Genomic DNA, 16,268 nt, shown 5'->3' with positions numbered 1-16,268 from the left:
TCGTCTCAGCGCGGGGGGGTGCCGTTTCTCTCCAGAACTTCGCCCGCCAGATAAAGCGAGCCGCAGATCAGGATGCGCGGCGGGATTTCAAGCCCGTTCCAGGTCTCGCCCAGAAGCCTGAGCGCGCTTTCCACCGACGATACCGGCTCGGCCGACAGCCCCGCCTCCATGGCGCGGGCGGCGAGTTCGTCGTTCGGGACGCCCGCATCCGAATGCGCCACCGGTACGGTGAAGACGTGCCGCGCCATGCCGTGGAACGCGCCAAAATAACCCGACTGGTCCTTGGTGTTGATCATGCCGGCGATCAGGAAGAGCGGCCGCGGCCGTTTTTCCTCCTGCTCCGCCATGGCTTCGGCGATCACCGTCCCGGCGCCGGGATTGTGCCCGCCGTCGAGCCAGATTTCAGCCCCGGCAGGAGCAAGCTCGACGAGGTGTCCGTCGGTCAGCTTCTGCATCCGCCCCGCCCATTCGACCTTCTTCATCGCGCGGTCGGCGACGCGCAGCGATCCGTCGAAACCGGCGGCCTTGACGGCCGCGATGGCGGTTGCGGCATTGGCGAACTGGTGGCGGCCGGCGAGGCGTGGCGGCGTCAGGTCGAGAAGACCGCCCTCGTCCTGGTAGATCATCCGGCCGTTTTCCTCATAGGCGATGAAATCCTGGCCATAGACCAGAACGGGGCAACTGAGCCGTTCGGCGGTGTCGACGAGGACGTCGCGCGCGGCGTCATGCTCCTGTGCGCCGATGACGACAGGCGCGCCGCGCTTGATGATACCGGCTTTCTCGACCGCGATCAGTTCCACCCGATCGCCGAGATAGGCTTCGTGGTCGAGCGAGATCGGCATGATGACCGAGACGGCCGGTCGCGCGATCACATTGGTCGCATCAAAGCGGCCGCCGAGGCCGACTTCGAGCACGGCCGCGTCGGCCGGGTGCTCGGAAAAAAGAACGAAGCCCACCGCGGTGAGGATTTCGAAGACCGTGATCGTCTCGCCCCGATTGGCGTCGGCCACGCGGGCGATGGCATCTGCGAACACGGCGTCGTCGACGAACTGGCCGCCGCCCGCCTCGCCCAGGCGATATCGCTCGTGCCAACGCACCAGATGCGGCGACGTATGGACATGGACGAGCCGTCCCGCTGCCTCGATCAGCGCGCGCGAGAAAGCCGCTGCCGAACCCTTGCCATTGGTGCCGGCGATGTGGATCACAGGTGGCAGACGGTCCTGCGGGTTGTCCAGTCGTTCAAGCAGCCGCCGGATGCGCTCCAGCGACAGGTCGAAGCCCTTCGGATGAAGCGACATCAGCCGCTCGATCTGCTGCCCGGCGGTCAAAAGGGTCATGGCAGGTGTCCGGACCGGAGGATCAGGCGGGCGCACGGCTGTCGACGGGCTCGGCCGGCGGCGGCTCCATATCGGCGAGCGCCGGCATGTCGGCGGCGGGCGCATGAGTCAAAATTTTGAGCAGGCCGGCGATCGTTGCCTTCAGTTCCAGCCGCGAGACGACCATGTCGACCATGCCGTGATCCATCAGGTACTCGGCGCGCTGGAAGCCCTCCGGCAGCTTCTCGCGGATCGTCTGCTCGATGACGCGCGGGCCGGCGAAGCCGATCAGCGCGCCCGGCTCGGCGATGTGGACGTCGCCCAGCATCGCATAGGAGGCGGTCACGCCGCCGGTCGTCGGATTGGTGAGGACGACGATATAGGGCAGGCCGGCTTCCTTGAGCCGGTCGACCGCGACCGTCGTGCGGGCAAGTTGCATCAGCGACAGGATGCCTTCCTGCATCCGCGCGCCGCCGGAAGCTGCAAAGAGCACCAGCGGGCGCTGCTGCTCGACCGCCGTCTCGAAGCCGCGGATGATCGCATCGCCCGCAGCCATGCCGAGCGAGCCGCCCATGAAGGCGAAATCCTGCACGGTTGCGACGATCGGCAGGCCGTCGATGGTGCCGGTGGCGTTGACGATGGCGTCTTCCATGCCGGTCTTCGTCTTGGCGTCGCGCAGGCGGTCCGTGTAACGCTTTTCGTCGCGGAACTTCAGCGGATCGATCGCGGCTTTCGGGTTCTCGATCGTCTCGTACTGGCCCTCGTCGAAGAAATAGCGCAGCCGTTCCTTGGCGGAGATCTTCATGTGATGCCCGCTCGACGGGATCACATACTGGTTGCTCTCCAGATCCTTGTGGAACACCATCTCGCCCGTCTCAGGATCCTTGATCCAGAGATTTTCGGGCATGTCGCGCCGGCCAAGCATCGAGTTGATCTTGGGACGGACGTAATTGTTGATCCAGTTCATCGCGGAGCCTTCCGTTCTATCTGGAAAATGGGGTGTCAGACGGCCTGTGCAAGACGCGCTGAACGAACGCCCTGTGCGAGGCCGGACACGAGGGTCGCGACGGCTTCCGCCGGATCGGCGGTCTTCTCGCCTTTCGGACCGAGCACGTTGGCGACCGCGTTGACGATCGCCGTGCCGACCACGACGCCGTCCGCCGACGCGCCGATCGCGCGCGCCTGTTCGGCCGTCTTGACGCCGAAGCCGACGCAGATCGGCAGATCGGTGTGGCCCTTGATGCGTGCCACCGCGCCGGCAACCTTGGTCGTGTCAGGCAGCGCCGAGCCGGTAATGCCCAGCATCGAAACGTAATAGACGAAGCCGGACGTGTTCTCGAGCACCTTGGGCAGGCGCTTGTCGTCGGTCGTCGGCGTCGCCAGACGAATGAAGTTGATGCCGGCCTTCAGCGCCGGGATGCACAATTCGCCGTCCATCTCGGGCGGCAGGTCGACGACGATCAGCCCGTCGATGCCGGACGCCTTGGCGTCGGCCAGGAACTTCTCGACGCCGTAGATGTAGATGGGGTTGTAATAACCCATCAGGACGATCGGCGTCGCGTCGTCTTGCCTGCGGAATTCCGCTGCCATCCGCAGCGTCTTCTTCAAGGTCTGACCGGCCTTGAGCGCCCGCAAACCGGCAGCCTGGATCGCCGGACCATCGGCCATCGGATCGGAAAAAGGCATCCCGAGTTCGATGATGTCGGAGCCGGCCTTCGGCAGCGCCCTCATGATCGACAGCGAGGTGTCGTAGTCCGGGTCGCCGCCCATGAAATAGGTGACGAGAGCGGGACGGCCTTCGGCCTTCAAATCCGCCATTCGGCGGTCGATGCGGGTGGTCATATGATTAAAGCCCCATGCCCAAAATCTTGCCGACGGTGAAGATGTCCTTGTCGCCGCGGCCGCACAGATTCATGACGATGATCTGGTCTCGTGCCATCTTCGGCGCGCGCTTGACGACTTCGGCCAGCGCGTGGGCGGGTTCGAGCGCGGGGATGATGCCTTCGAGCCGAGTCAGGAGCTGGAACGCCTCCAGCGCCTCGTCGTCCATGATCGGCACATATTCGACGCGGTTGGTCTCTTTCAGCCAAGAGTGTTCCGGCCCGATGCCCGGATAGTCGAGACCGGCCGAGATCGAGTGTCCGTCCTTGATCTGGCCGTCCTCGTTCTGTAGCAGATAGGTTCGGTTGCCATGCAGCACGCCGGGCGCGCCGGCGGTCAGCGAGGCGCAATGCTCCTCGCCGTCGAGTCCCTTGCCGCCGGCCTCGACGCCGACGATCTTCACCGACGCATCGTCGAGGAAAGGATGGAACAGGCCGATGGCGTTCGAGCCGCCGCCGACGGCTGCGACCAGAAGATCGGGCAGACGCCCTTCGGCCGCCATCATCTGCTCGCGCAATTCCTTGCCGATGACGGACTGGAATTCCCTGACAAGCTCCGGATAGGGATGCGGCCCGGCGGCGGTACCGATCAGATAATAGGTGTCCTCGACATTGGTCACCCAATCTCTAAGGGCTTCGTTCATCGCATCCTTGAGCGTGCCGTGACCGGACGAGACCGGGATCACCTCGGCGCCGAGCAGCTTCATGCGGAAGACGTTGGGCGCCTGACGCTCGACATCGGTCGCGCCCATATAGACGACGCAGGGCAGGCCGAATCGGGCGCAGACGGTGGCCGTCGCGACGCCGTGCTGGCCGGCGCCCGTCTCGGCGATGATGCGGGTCTTGCCCATGCGCCGCGCCAGAAGGATCTGGCCGAGGCAATTGTTGATCTTGTGCGATCCGGTGTGGTTCAGCTCGTCGCGCTTGAAGTAGATCTTCGCGCCGCCGAGATGCTCTGTCAGGCGCTCTGCGAAATAGAGCGGCGAAGGCCGGCCGGTGTAATGCGTGTTCAGGTGGTCGAGCTCGGCCTTGAAATCCGGGTCGGTGCGCGCGGCCTTCCAGTGCTCTTCCAGGTCGAGGATCAGCGGCATCAGCGTCTCGGCGACGAAACGGCCGCCGAATATGCCGAACATGCCTTCGGTGTCGGGTCCGGTGCGAAAGGAATTGGGCGCAACAGGACTGTTCATGACGTCAACTCCCTTGGAGCCGGCAGGCCGGCTTGGGCGGTCTGCACCGCCTCGAAGAATTTCGCGATCAACGCCGGGTCCTTGACCCCCGGAGCGCTTTCGACACCGGACGATATGTCGATGCCGGGCGGGCTCGCCTGCCGCAGCGCATCGGCGATGTTGCCGGCGTTGAGACCCCCGGAAAGCATGTAATCGAGGCTGGGGTCAAGGGCGGCGAGAAGCCGCCAGTCGAATGAAACGCCATTGCCGCCAGGCAGGTCGGAGCCCTTTGGCGGCTTGGCGTCGAAGAGGAAGCGGTCGGCAATGCCGCGATAGGGCGCGACCGCGTCGAGATCGGCGGCATCCCTGACCGAAAACGCCTTCATGACCGGCAGGCCGAAGCGCGCCTTGACCTCGGCCACCCGCGCGGGTGTCTCCTTGCCGTGAAGTTGGAGCATGTCGGGCGACATTGCGGAAACGATCGCGTCGAGCATGGCATCGTCGGCGTCGACCGTCACCGCGACGGCCATCGCCTTGCCTTTCGCCCGAGTTCGAAGCCGCGCGGCTTCGCCGAGGCTCACATGGCGCGGGCTCTTCTGGAAGAAGATGAAGCCGACATGCGACGCACCGCCGGCCAGCGCCGCGTCGATGGCAGCATCCGTCTTCAAGCCGCAGATCTTGATGTCGAGGGTCATGGCCGGGCAAGTGCCATGGAATCGCGGCGAAGTCGAGGAGCGGTTGCTATTCGAACCGGATCGCCTGGAGCGCGCCGCCGTTCTTCTTGAGCCAGGCGCGGGCCTCGTCGGTTCGCGGGCAAAGCTCGCGGCAGAGCGCCCAGAATTTCGGGCCGTGGTTCATCTCCTTCAGATGCGCCACTTCATGCGCGACGAGGTAGTCGATCACTGTCTTCGGCGCCATCATGATGCGCCAGGAAAAGGAGAGCGTGCCGTCGGACGTGCATGAGCCCCAGCGGCTCGTCGTATCGCGATAGCGAACGGTTTTCGCGCGGCGGCCGACAGCGTCGGTGTGTTTGGCGACGAGGATTTCGATGTCGCGCCTGGCCTCGCGCTTGAGGAAGTCTGCGAGGCGCCGTTGCAAATGCGCGCGGTCGCCATGGACGATGAGCGCCGGCTCGCCCTCGATCGCGCCGACCGTCACCGTGCCGCGCCCCGGCTGGTGTGCGATCAGATGCGGGACGCCACGCACGGGCAGCTTGACGCCGGGACGCAGGGCCGCCTCCTCCGGCAGTTTCGCCAGTCGCGTTTCGAGCCAGCCTCGATGCCGAGCGAGGAAATGGTCAACCTCGCGCGGATCGATGCCCGGCGGCACGGTGACCCGCAGCCCCTTCCCGCCCGCTTCGATGCGTAATGTCAGCCGCTTGGCGCGCGTGTTCTCGACGATGCGCAGGGGAAGCGTGCGCGCGGCGACGGCGTGCATTCGCTCGATGGGAACAGCGGGCTGTCGCGGGCGCGGTTTGAAGAGGCCGAGAACCATGGCGGCAATCTAGGCGATTCGGTGAAGATCGACGGAGCAAAATGATAAACGGCGCCGCTTGCGCGACGCCGTCTTCATCTCATCCCAATCGCGGCGACTCAGGCCGGATTGAAGACTTCGCCGTCCTGGGGCTTTTGCGGCGTGTTGCGCGAACGGTTGGCCATGAAGCGATCGAACTCTTCCTGGTCCTTGGCGCGACGCAATTCGCGGGCATACTCGTCAAACTCGTCGCGCATCTCGTCGAGCTTGCGGCGCTCTTCATCGAGGCGATTGAGTTCCTTGGTGCGCCAGTCGTCGAAGGCGACATTGCCGGTGCGTGGCGCACCCGCACGATAAGAAGCCTTGCGGCAGGACGAAAAGAATCCGTCCGTCGCGCGATTGACGTCGCTCTTGAAGGCGTCGAGGCGGTCGCCCCAGATGATGTAGGCGAGCATGGCGAGGCCGAGCGGCCAGAACACCATGAAGCCGATGACCATCAAGGCGATGGTGGCAGGCGTCCATGCAGGACGGATCAGTGCTTTCGTCATCGTCACCCGTTCCTTTCGGTGGCTCGCAGCCCATCCGGCTGCTTCATTGCGAGATGGGAACGGGGGAAACCGACTTCAAGAAAAATCGGACACGCCGCGCAATCAACTCCGTTTCCGACGGGCCGCCAGACGGTCGAGCACGAGAACGAGCAACCCCGCGGTCAGCCCCCAGAAGGCGGCGCCGATGCCGCCGATCGTCAGACCCGAGGCGGTGACTGCGAAGGCGATCACGGCCGGCACGCGCTCGGCGGGATCGGCCATGGCGAGAGCCAGCGCATTGGTCAGCGGGGCGAGAAGCCCGATTCCGGCGACCAGCAGGACCAGGCTTTGCGGAAGTAAGTCGAAAAGCGCGACCAGCGAAGCGCCGAAGATCGCGAAAAGAACGTACCAGAGCGCGTAGAACGGCCCGGTCAGCCAGCGCTTGGTCGGGTCAGGATGCGCTTCGGGGTCGGTGCAGATGGTAGCCGAAATCGCCGCGAGGTTCGTCGTCAGCGCATTGAATGGGGCGGACAGGAGCGAAAAGAATCCGGTCGTTCCGATCAGGATTCCGGCTGACGGATTGTAGCCGGCCGCGCGCAGGACGGCGATGCCGGCAAGATTCTGCGAGGCCATGGTGACGAAATAAAGCGGCAATGCGAGGCCGATGAACGCCGCGAACGAAAAATCAGGTCGTGTCCAGACGAGCGTCGACATCTCGAATGCCGGCAGCCCGCTGACGCGGCCGAGCACGACGGCAAGCACGCCGCCGCCCAACAGCACCGCGAGCACGGAAAGAGCAGGATGGAAGAGCCGGATGACGAAGAAGGCCAGAAGCAGCGGCAGAGCCAGAACCGGGTCCATGCTGGCGGCGCGCGCCGCTCCCATGACGAAGGCGACGACGATGCCGGCCAGCATACCCGAAGCGACGGAAGACGGGATCATCGAGACCAGTCGGGTGAGCGGGCGAAAGAAGCCGGTAAGGACCAGCAGAAGAGCAGCGCCGATGAACGCGCCGACCGCCTCGTTCATGGTGAAGCCCGCACTCGCACCGACGAGCGCCGCACCGGGCGTCGACCATGCGGTGATGACCGGCATTCGCGTCCACCAGGACAAGATCAGCGTTTCGGCCGCCTTGGCGAGACAGACGGCGGTCACGAGGCTGGCGGTCTGCTCCCGCGTCGCGCCGACCGCAACGGCGGCCGCGATGACGAGCGCCAGCGTCCCGCCGAAGCCGACGACCGCGGCGACGAAGGAGGAGACGACGACCGAAAGCCGCATCAGGCGGAAATCCGCTCGCACAAGCCTTTTGCGGCCTTGACGATCAGATCGATGTCCTGAGGCCGCGACAGGCGGTGATCGCCACCCCTGACGAGCGACAGCGTGACGTCGTCGGCTGGCAGATGCTCGACAAGCTTCAATGCATGGGTATGCGGAACGTCGGGATCGGCGAGGCCCTGGATGATCGTGACCGGGCAGTGCGTATCGATGATGCCGGTCATCACCCGGTTGGCGCGGCCGTCCTCGAACAGCGCGCGCGTGTAGATGTTGGGCTCGGGCGAGTATTCGGAGTGCTCCTCCATGTGGCCGTTCGTCTCGAGGTCGCGTCGCTGCGCGGTCGAAAGTTGCGGCTCCATCAACTCGACCGTGAAGTCGGGCGCGGGCGCGAGCAGGAGGAGCGCGCCGACCCGGTCGCCGTCGCCCGACTTCTGCAACTCCTGCACCATGCGCAGCGCGATCCATGCGCCCATCGACGAGCCGACGAGGACCTGCGGACCCTTGGTCTGGCTGCGGAAGATGGCCAGGCTCTCGGCCAGCCACTTGGAGATCGTCCCGTCGATGAATTGGCCGCCGGATTCGCCATGGCCGGAATAGTCGTGGCGCAGGCTCGCGCGGCCCGTCTCTGCGGCCCATGCGTCCAGCGCCTCAGCCTTGGTGCCGAGCATGTCGGAGCGATATCCGCCGAGCCAGACGATCCCCGGCGCGCGGCCGGGACGGCGACGATAGACGATGTCGATTCCGTCGACTTGCAGCGTGGCGGGCGCGGGGCGCTCCATGGTCGTCTCCTTGATTCCAGGCCGTTTCGCGCCATCTGATAGCATGGGACGGCGACCTCGCCACTTTTTCGCGACCCCCGTGATTTTTCGCGCCGTCTGTGCTATTGACACGCCCCGTGGCGCGGCGACAGAAGCGCAAGTTCGTCCGTGACTGCCGATTGCAGACCCCGAACGTCAATGATTTGAGGAGACTACGACCATTCGCAGACCGTTCAAAGCCGCGACGCCGACCAAGGAAGGCCCGCGCTCCAACCGTGACATCCGTGTACCGCAGGTGCAGCTCATCGATGCCGAAGGCCAGAATCGTGGCGTCGTGTCGATCAATGAAGCCCTGATCCTCGCCGAGGATGCAGGCATGGATCTCGTGGAAATCTCGCCGAACCAGACCCCGCCCGTCTGCAAGATCACCGATCTCGGCAAGATGAAATACGCCAATCAGAAAAAGGCGGCCGAAGCGCGCAAGAAGCAGAAGACCATCGAGATCAAGGAGATCAAGATGCGTCCCAACATCGACACTCATGATTATGAGGTGAAGATGAAGGCCGTTCGCCGGTTCTTCGACGAAGGGGACAAGGTCAAGCTGACGCTTCGCTTCCGCGGCCGCGAAATGGCGCATATGGAACTTGGCATGAAGCTTTTGAACCGGGTGCGGGAGGAAGTCGCCGAGATCGCCAAGGTCGAGGCCGAGCCAAAGCTCGAAGGCCGCCAGATGATGATGGTGCTGGCGCCGCGCTGACCGATCTTTCAGGTGCGACGGAGACGGTACGAATCTCCGTTGCGCTTTTTTCGCCATGCGGTTATAGACCGCGCGTTCGTGAGCCGTCCGGCAGGGCATGCCGTGTCGGCTCGAAATGCTCAAACAAGCTCAAGAACAAGCGCAAAACCGAGCGATAGCGAGGCAAGCGCGACTGCGCGTCGGCCGTGATCGGCCGCCCCGTGCGGAGGCGGGGAGCGAAAGCGACCCTGCCGTGAGCCAAATAACCGGAGAAGCAAAATGCCCAAGATGAAGACGAAGTCTTCGGCCAAGAAGCGGTTCAAGATAACCGGCACTGGCAAGGTCAAGGCGGCTGCCGCAGGCAAGCGCCATGGCATGATCAAGCGTTCCAACAAGTTCATCCGCGACGCGCGCGGCATGATGGTTCTCGCGGAGCCCGACGCCAAGAAGGTGATCCGCAACTATCTGCCCAATGGCGGCGGCCTTTAAGGCCCTCGGACCGAAGAATTTAAGGAGATCATGACATGGCACGCGTCAAGAGGGGCGTAACGTCCCACGCCAAGCACAAGAAGGTTCTGAAGGCCGCCAAGGGTTTCTACGGCCGCCGCAAGAACACCATCCGCATCGCCAAGCAGGCAGTCGAGAAGTCGCTGCAATATGCCTATCGCGATCGCAAGAACCGCAAGCGCAATTTCCGTGCGCTCTGGATTCAGCGCATCAACGCTGCCGTCCGCGAGCACGGCCTGACCTATGGCCGTTTCATCGACGGCCTGAACAAGGCCGGCATCGAGATCGACCGCAAGGTTCTTTCCGACATGGCGATCCACGAGCCGCAGGCATTCGCTGCGCTCGTCGTCAAGTCGAAAGCCTCGCTCGACTACCTCAAGGACACGACCCCGAACCAGTTTGAAAGCGTTGTCGCCTAAGCGCCAGCGTCTTTCCCGAACTCGTTCGACCTGATATCGGGAACCCGCGCTGGCAAAGCCTGCGCGGGTTTTTCATTGTGCGGCCCGTCTGCGCCCCCTTTCGAGCTGGAATTCAAAATGAGCGATCTGCAATCCCTGGAAACGAGCCTGATGGACGACATCGCGTCGGCCTCGGACGAGCAGTCGATCGAGGCCGTGCGCGTGGCTGCGCTGGGCAAGAAGGGCTCGATCTCGGAGAAGCTGAAGACCCTGGGTGCGATGAGCGCGGACGAGCGCCAGACGATGGGGCCGGCGATCAACGGGCTGAAACTGCGCGTCACCGAAGCGATCGCCGCGCGCAGACACGAATTGCGCGATGCGGCGATCGATGCCCGCCTCGCCGCCGAAAAGCTCGACGTCACGCTCTCCGTCCGCCAGGCGCCGGCCGAGCGCGGCCGCATCCATCCGATCAGCCAGGTGATCGACGAGATCACGGCGATCTTCGGCGACATGGGCTTCGCAATCGCCGAAGGCCCGGACATCGAGACGGACTATTACAATTTCACCGCGCTGAACTTCCCCGAAGGCCACCCGGCGCGCGAGATGCACGACACGTTCTTCCTGCCGCCGAACGAGGCAGGAGAGCGAAAGCTTTTGCGCACGCATACCTCGCCGGTGCAGATCCGCACGATGGAGGCGCAGAAGCCGCCGATCCGCATCGTCATACCCGGCAAGACCTATCGGCAGGATTCCGACGCGACGCACTCGCCGATGTTCCATCAGGTCGAGGGACTGGTCGTCGACAGGACCGCCAACGTCGCCAACATGAAATGGGTGCTGGAGGAGTTTTGTAAGACGTTCTTCGAGGTGCCGTCCGTGAAGATGCGGTTTCGCCCGTCCTTCTTCCCGTTCACCGAACCGTCGATGGAAGTCGATATCCAGTGCGACCGCTCGCGGCCGGGTGAGGTGCGCTTCGGCGAGGGAAACGACTGGATGGAAATTCTCGGCTGCGGCATGGTCCATCCGAACGTGCTGCGGGCCGGCGGGCTCGATCCGGACGAATATCAGGGCTTTGCCTGGGGCATGGGCATCGACCGCATCGCCATGCTGAAATACGGAATGCCGGACCTGCGCGCCTTCTTCGACGCCGACATGCGCTGGCTGGCGCATTACGGTTTCAGGCCGCTGGATATGCCGACTTTGTTCGGGGGGTTGTCGAGCTAGGGAATGCCGACACTGCTCATCTGGCACGGCTACAAGTTCCGCTTCTACGCCCTCGATATCGACGAGCCGCTGCATGTTCACATTGTTAAGGACGGCAAATCCCTGAAGGTCTGGCTGCAAAGCTTGGAGATCACCACCAACAAGGGATACAATGAACGCGAAGTGGCGCGACTGCTCACCGTCGTTGCCGAGCGTCGCGATGACTGGATGGGTGCTTGGAATGACTTCTTTGGCGTTTGAGACCGACGAGATGCGTCCTGTCAGGGCGTGGTGCACGAATGAGGACGTGCATGTCACGTTGGCCGACGGTCGCTCCATTGCGACGCCGCTTTGGTGGTACCCGTTCCTCGCCGAGCTCGATCATGCGCAGCTCAACGATATCGAATTGATGCATGAGGGCATCTGGTGGACTGCCGTCGACGAAGGCATCTCCGTCAAGAGCATGTTTCTCGGCAAGAAGGCGCCGGGCGCCCGTGCCCCGCAGAAGGTCGCCTGAAAGGATGACGCTTCATTCCGGCTCCTGCCGCTGCGGCCTCATCTCCGCCGAGGCGAGCGCCGAACCCTTCTGGCGCTCCTATTGCCACTGTCGCGACTGCCGCAAGCAGACCGGTGCGCCGGTGATGGCGTTCGTGGGCTTTCGCGACGATGACCTGACCTGGCATGGCGAGCCGAAGACGTGGCGGGCCGGCGGTGTGGAGCGGCGCTTTTGCGACCATTGCGGCAGTCAGATCGGCTATCGCGACGACAAGCTGCCGGGCGAGACCTATCTTTCGCTCGGCTTCATGGACGAACCGGAGCGCTATGCGCCGACCATGCACGCCTTCGAGAAACGGCGGCTGCCGTTTTTTCAGATTGACGACGACCTTCCGCGCTTCGACGGGTTTTCGATCGAACGCTGACGACCAGACTGGACGAGACCGATGAAATTCACGCTTTCCTGGCTCAAGGACCATCTCGAAACCGACGCCTCGCTGGTCGAGATTTGCGATCGGCTGACCATGATCGGCCTCGAGGTCGAGGCCGTCGATGACAAGACTGCGCTGAAGCCCTTCGTGATCGCGAAGGTGGTCAGCGCCGTCCAGCATCCCGACGCCGACAAGTTGCGCGTCTTGATGGTCGACACGGGCGACGGCAAGCCGATCCAGGTCGTCTGCGGCGCGCCGAATGCCCGCGAGGGTCTCGTCGGCGCATTCGCGGCGCCCGGTTCCTATGTGCCCGGCATCGACGTGACGCTTTCCGTCGGCAAGATTCGCGGCGTCGAGAGTCACGGCATGATGTGCTCGGAGCGCGAATTGCAGCTTTCCGACGAGCATGACGGCATCATCGACTTGCCGGCCGATGCGCCGGTCGGAACACCCTTCGCGACCTATGCCAGGCTCGACGATCCGGTGATCGAGATCAATCTGACGCCGAACCGGCCGGATGCGACCAGCGTCTACGGCATCGCGCGCGATCTCGCGGCATCTGGGCTCGGGACGCTGAAGACTCAGGCCGTCGCTCCGGTCGCCGGTCAGGGCGAGACGCCGGTGAAAGTGTCGATCGCCGATCCGCAGCTTTGCCCCGGCTTCGCGCTGCGCCTCATTCGGGGCGTGAAGAACGGTCCGTCGCCGAAATGGATGCAGCAGCGACTGATCGCGATCGGTCTTCGCCCGATCAATGCGCTGGTCGACATCACCAATTATGTAACCTTCGACCGCGGCCGGCCGCTCCACGTCTTCGACGCGGCCAAGGTCGCCGGCGACCTTGTCGTGCGCGCGGCAATGGACGGCGAGAAGGTGCTGGCGCTCGACGGGCGCGAGTATGAACTGACCTCCGCCATGTGCGTCATCGCGGACGAGAACGGCGTCGAGTCCATCGCCGGCGTGATGGGCGGCGAGCATTCGGGTTGCGACGAGGCGACGACCGACGTCCTGATCGAATCCGCGCTCTGGTCGCCGCTGAACATCGCGCGCACCGGCCGCGAACTCGGCATCATCACCGATGCGCGTTATCGTTTCGAGCGCGGAGTCGATCCCGAATTCATGGTTCCGGGCATGGAGTTGGCCACCCAACTCGTTCTCGACATCTGCGGTGGCACGCCATGCGAGACAGAGGTCGTCGGTTATGCGGGGCATGAGGCCAAGCAGGTTTCGATGCCCGTCTCCGAGGTCAGGCGACTGACCGGATTGGACGTGACCAAGGCCGAGTCCATCTCAATCCTTGACCGGCTCGGCTTCGCGCCGCAGGACAAGGGCGAGACGATCGAGGTCGCGGTGCCGTCCTGGCGGCCGGATGTCGACGGGAAGGCCGATATCGTCGAGGAAGTGATGCGCATTCATGGCGTCGACCGGATCGCGCCGGCGCCGCTGCCCACCTTCGGCAAGGTCAACAGCAAGATGCTGACGCCGATCCAGATCCGCACCCGCTCCGCCAGGCGCGCGCTTGCCGTGCGCGGCATGATGGAGGCCGTCACCTGGTCGTTCATTCCCGAGGCGCACGCAAGGCTCTTCGGCGGCGGTCAACCGGCGTTGAAGCTTGCCAATCCGATCGCGGCGGACATGTCGGACATGCGGCCCTCGCTTCTGCCGGGCCTGATCGCTGCTGCGCAGCGCAATGCCGATCGCGGCATGGGTGATGTCGCTCTGTTCGAGGTTTCCGGCATCTATGAGGGTGACGACGCCGACCAGCAGCGGCGCGTTGCAGCGGGCGTCCGGCGCGGCACCGCCAGGCTTGAAGGTCACGGCCGCCACTGGGCCGGAAATGCCGGCGCCGTCGGCGTCTATGACGCCAAGGCCGATGCATTTGCAGCACTCGAAGCCGCCGGCGCGCCGGTCGAAAAACTACAGGTCGAGGCTGGCGGACCGGGCTGGTATCACCCCGGCCGCTCCGGCACGATCAAGCTCGGACCGAAGATCGTGCTCGGCACGTTCGGCGAGTTCCATCCGCGGATTCTGGAGGCGCTCGACGCGAGCGGACCGCTCGCCGGCTTCGAGATCTATCTCGATGCGATCCCCGAGCCGAAGGCGAAGCCCACGCGGACAAAGCCGCGCCTCGACCTTTCGCCCTTCCAGGCGGTGAAGCGCGATTTCGCCTTCGTGGTCGACAGGAGGGTCGAGGCGGCCGCCATCGTCAAGGCAGCTTCGGGCGCCGACAAGAAGCTGATCACGGATGCGCGCGTCTTTGACGTCTTCGAGGGCGCTTCGCTCGGTTCGGGCAAGAAATCCGTCGCCATCGAAGTCGCGATCCAGCCCACCGACCGGACATTGACCGACGAGGATTTCGAAGCGCTTGCCGCCAGGATCGTCGCCAATGTCGAAAAGTCGACGGGCGGCGTATTGCGCACCTGACTACATCGTCTTCGTGACGCGCGTGCTCGTATAAAAGATGTGCCGGCCGATCCTGGTCAGGCGCTTCTTCTTGCGCCCCCATGACGGCATGACGCTGGTCGCGTGATAGTGGGTGGCACGAGCAACGATACCGGTCAGTCTCGTCAGACGCACGAGTTTGCGCGCCGTCTTGCAATCCGAGCCGCACAGGATCTCCGAGGCCAGTTGCTCGGATCTGGCATAGGCCGCTTTTTCGCGTGCGCGCTCGGACACGCCGTCGCAGGCGAAGGAGAACTGGCAGGCGTTGCGCCGGTGCCTGTTCTGGTAGACCACGCCGCAAACGGAATTTGGATAGGCGCGACTCTTGACGCGGTTGATGATCACTTGCGCCACCGCAATCTGACCCGTCACGCTTTCGCCGCGCGCTTCATGATAAAGCGCCTGAGCGAGACAGCGCCGATCGGCCGCCGGCTGGCGCTTGACCTTGGGAAGATCGAGCGCGGCCACGGCGGCGCGCGCATGATAGGCCGGACCGGCAAACGCCGGACTGAAATGGATGAGCGTTGCGGCAAGTGCGGCAAGCGCGATCGTTTTTCGGTTTCGCATGAGGACCCACTCCGTTAACGAACGGGTAACGATGCGCGGGCGGGTCTATTCCCAAAAGACCGCAACGAAGGAGATGCGGATGTTTCGCTGGGGTGTTCTCTCGACAGCCAAGATCGCGCGAGATCATGTCATTCCGGCAATCCTGGAATCCGGGAACGGCGTGCTCGTCGCCATCGCAAGCCGGGACGAGGCGCGAGCGCGCAGCTTGGTGGATCGCTTCGCCGCGCGGCGCGCTTTCGGCTCCTATGAGGCGCTTCTGGCGTCGGACGAAATCGATGGCGTCTATATTCCGCTGCCGACATCCGATCATGTCGAGTGGGCGATCAGGGCGGCCGATGCCGGCAAGCATGTGCTGGTCGAAAAGCCGCTGGCGCTGAGGGCGCCCGAAATCGCGTCTGTGATCGAAGCCCGCGACCGCAACATGGTCATCGTCTCGGAAGCCTTCATGGTGTTCTATCACCCGCAATGGGCGAAGGTCCGCGAACTCGTTGCATCGGGCGCGATCGGCCGTCTGCGCCATGTGCAAGGTGCGTTCTCCTATTTCAACCGGGACCCCGACAACATGCGCAACAAGCCGCAGCTTGGAGGCGGCGCGCTGCCGGATATCGGCGTCTACCCGGTCGTCACGACGCGAATAGCGACAGGGCAGGAACCGTTTCGCGTTCGCGCCACGGTGGAACGCGACCCGGACTTCGGCACCGACATCTATGCGAACGTCACCGCCGATTTCGGCACGTTCGACCTCTCCTTCTATTGCTCCACGCAGATGGCGCTGCGCCAGGAAATGGTCTTCCACGGCGAGGACGGCTTCATCCAAGTGCAGGCGCCCTTTAATGCCGGCGATTTCGATCACCACCGGATCGAGCTTCACGACCAGCGCCGCACCGAATCGCGCGTTTTCCGGTTTCCCGGCACGCGGCAATACCGGCTTGAAGTGGAGGCTTTCGCCTGCGCCGCGCAAGGCGAGGCCGTGCCTGTCTTCACGCTCGAGGATTCGATCCGCAATCAAAAGGTGATCGACGCGATTTTCGCAGCCGGCAAAGGCGGCGGCTGGGCCGATGTCTGAGGATGACGGCACGGAACCGAAAATCGCCGCC

Annotated in this window: 18 protein-coding genes and 1 pseudogene; 9 read left to right on the top strand and 10 right to left on the bottom strand. The window is 64.1% G+C overall.

Annotated features, from left to right (window positions below; all coding sequences use genetic code 11):
• Positions 1-5: 5 nt before the first annotated feature.
• The 9 genes and pseudogenes from PZ895_RS13925 to PZ895_RS13885 form a co-directional block, all read right to left on the bottom strand.
• Complete coding sequence (locus PZ895_RS13925; protein ID WP_275839583.1) at positions 6-1,337, bottom strand: folylpolyglutamate synthase/dihydrofolate synthase family protein; 1,332 nt, start codon at positions 1,335-1,337, stop codon at positions 6-8.
• 106 nt (positions 1,338-1,443) lie between these two features.
• Positions 1,444-2,283 (bottom strand): annotated as a pseudogene (gene accD, locus PZ895_RS13920) (acetyl-CoA carboxylase, carboxyltransferase subunit beta); the annotation flags it as partial.
• 35 nt (positions 2,284-2,318) lie between these two features.
• Positions 2,319-3,158: a tryptophan synthase subunit alpha gene (gene trpA, locus PZ895_RS13915; RefSeq protein WP_275839581.1), complete on the bottom strand. Its 840-nt coding sequence runs from the start codon at positions 3,156-3,158 to the stop codon at positions 2,319-2,321.
• Between the two features lie 4 nt (positions 3,159-3,162).
• Positions 3,163-4,383 (bottom strand): tryptophan synthase subunit beta, encoded by a 1,221-nt coding sequence (trpB, locus tag PZ895_RS13910; RefSeq protein ID WP_275839580.1) that lies wholly within the window; start codon positions 4,381-4,383, stop codon positions 3,163-3,165.
• Positions 4,380-5,057, bottom strand: a complete 678-nt coding sequence (locus tag PZ895_RS13905; protein WP_275839579.1) for a phosphoribosylanthranilate isomerase — start codon at positions 5,055-5,057, stop codon at positions 4,380-4,382. Before PZ895_RS13905 ends, trpB begins: the two co-directional genes overlap by 4 nt.
• A gap of 46 nt (positions 5,058-5,103) precedes the next feature.
• Positions 5,104-5,856 carry a M48 family metallopeptidase gene (locus PZ895_RS13900; protein WP_275839578.1) on the bottom strand — a complete coding sequence of 251 codons (753 nt, stop codon included), beginning with the start codon at positions 5,854-5,856 and terminating at the stop codon, positions 5,104-5,106.
• Between the two features lie 98 nt (positions 5,857-5,954).
• Positions 5,955-6,383: a DUF2852 domain-containing protein gene (locus PZ895_RS13895; protein WP_275839577.1), complete on the bottom strand. Its 429-nt coding sequence runs from the start codon at positions 6,381-6,383 to the stop codon at positions 5,955-5,957.
• A gap of 102 nt (positions 6,384-6,485) precedes the next feature.
• On the bottom strand, positions 6,486-7,640 hold the full coding sequence (locus PZ895_RS13890; protein ID WP_275839576.1) for a benzoate/H(+) symporter BenE family transporter: 1,155 nt from the start codon (positions 7,638-7,640) through the stop codon (positions 6,486-6,488).
• A complete protein-coding gene (locus PZ895_RS13885) occupies positions 7,640-8,416 on the bottom strand; it encodes an alpha/beta hydrolase (protein WP_275839575.1) in 777 nt (258 codons plus the stop codon). Before PZ895_RS13885 ends, PZ895_RS13890 begins: the two co-directional genes overlap by 1 nt.
• A 199-nt stretch (positions 8,417-8,615) precedes the next feature.
• Here PZ895_RS13885 and infC point away from each other — a divergent pair, with 199 nt between their 5' ends.
• The 8 genes from infC to pheT all read left to right on the top strand — a co-directional run bounded on the left by infC (position 8,616) and on the right by pheT (position 14,586).
• A complete protein-coding gene (gene infC, locus PZ895_RS13880) occupies positions 8,616-9,152 on the top strand; it encodes a translation initiation factor IF-3 (RefSeq protein ID WP_275839809.1) in 537 nt (178 codons plus the stop codon).
• A gap of 258 nt (positions 9,153-9,410) precedes the next feature.
• A complete protein-coding gene (gene rpmI / locus PZ895_RS13875) occupies positions 9,411-9,620 on the top strand; it encodes a 50S ribosomal protein L35 (RefSeq protein WP_252925338.1) in 210 nt (69 codons plus the stop codon).
• Positions 9,621-9,655: 35 nt separating this feature from the next.
• Complete coding sequence (gene rplT, locus PZ895_RS13870; protein WP_252925337.1) at positions 9,656-10,057, top strand: 50S ribosomal protein L20; 402 nt, start codon at positions 9,656-9,658, stop codon at positions 10,055-10,057.
• A gap of 117 nt (positions 10,058-10,174) precedes the next feature.
• A complete protein-coding gene (gene pheS / locus PZ895_RS13865; RefSeq protein WP_275839574.1) occupies positions 10,175-11,260 on the top strand; it encodes a phenylalanine--tRNA ligase subunit alpha in 1,086 nt (361 codons plus the stop codon).
• Between the two features lie 3 nt (positions 11,261-11,263).
• Positions 11,264-11,500 (top strand): DUF4160 domain-containing protein, encoded by a 237-nt coding sequence (locus PZ895_RS13860; RefSeq protein WP_275839573.1) that lies wholly within the window; start codon positions 11,264-11,266, stop codon positions 11,498-11,500.
• A complete protein-coding gene (locus tag PZ895_RS13855) occupies positions 11,481-11,756 on the top strand; it encodes a DUF2442 domain-containing protein (RefSeq protein WP_275839572.1) in 276 nt (91 codons plus the stop codon). Before PZ895_RS13860 ends, PZ895_RS13855 begins: the two co-directional genes overlap by 20 nt.
• Positions 11,757-11,760: 4 nt before the next feature.
• Positions 11,761-12,159 carry a GFA family protein gene (locus PZ895_RS13850; protein ID WP_275839571.1) on the top strand — a complete coding sequence of 133 codons (399 nt, stop codon included), beginning with the start codon at positions 11,761-11,763 and terminating at the stop codon, positions 12,157-12,159.
• A 21-nt stretch (positions 12,160-12,180) separates the two neighbouring features.
• Complete coding sequence (pheT, locus tag PZ895_RS13845) at positions 12,181-14,586, top strand: phenylalanine--tRNA ligase subunit beta (RefSeq protein WP_275839570.1); 2,406 nt, start codon at positions 12,181-12,183, stop codon at positions 14,584-14,586.
• Here pheT and PZ895_RS13840 read toward each other — a convergent pair whose 3' ends face one another.
• A complete protein-coding gene (locus tag PZ895_RS13840; protein WP_275839569.1) occupies positions 14,587-15,171 on the bottom strand; it encodes a cell wall hydrolase in 585 nt (194 codons plus the stop codon).
• 79 nt (positions 15,172-15,250) lie between these two features.
• Between PZ895_RS13840 and PZ895_RS13835 the strand changes: the two genes are divergently transcribed.
• Positions 15,251-16,237, top strand: coding sequence for a Gfo/Idh/MocA family oxidoreductase (locus PZ895_RS13835; protein ID WP_275839568.1), 987 nt, complete (start codon positions 15,251-15,253; stop codon positions 16,235-16,237).
• Positions 16,238-16,268: the final 31 nt, after the last annotated feature.

Origin of the sequence: Mesorhizobium sp. YIM 152430 (assembly GCF_029210365.1) — a bacterium.
Classification (GTDB): domain Bacteria; phylum Pseudomonadota; class Alphaproteobacteria; order Rhizobiales; family Rhizobiaceae; genus Aliihoeflea.
Note: the sequence above shows the minus strand (reverse complement) of the source record. Positions and strands in the feature narration are given on the sequence as shown.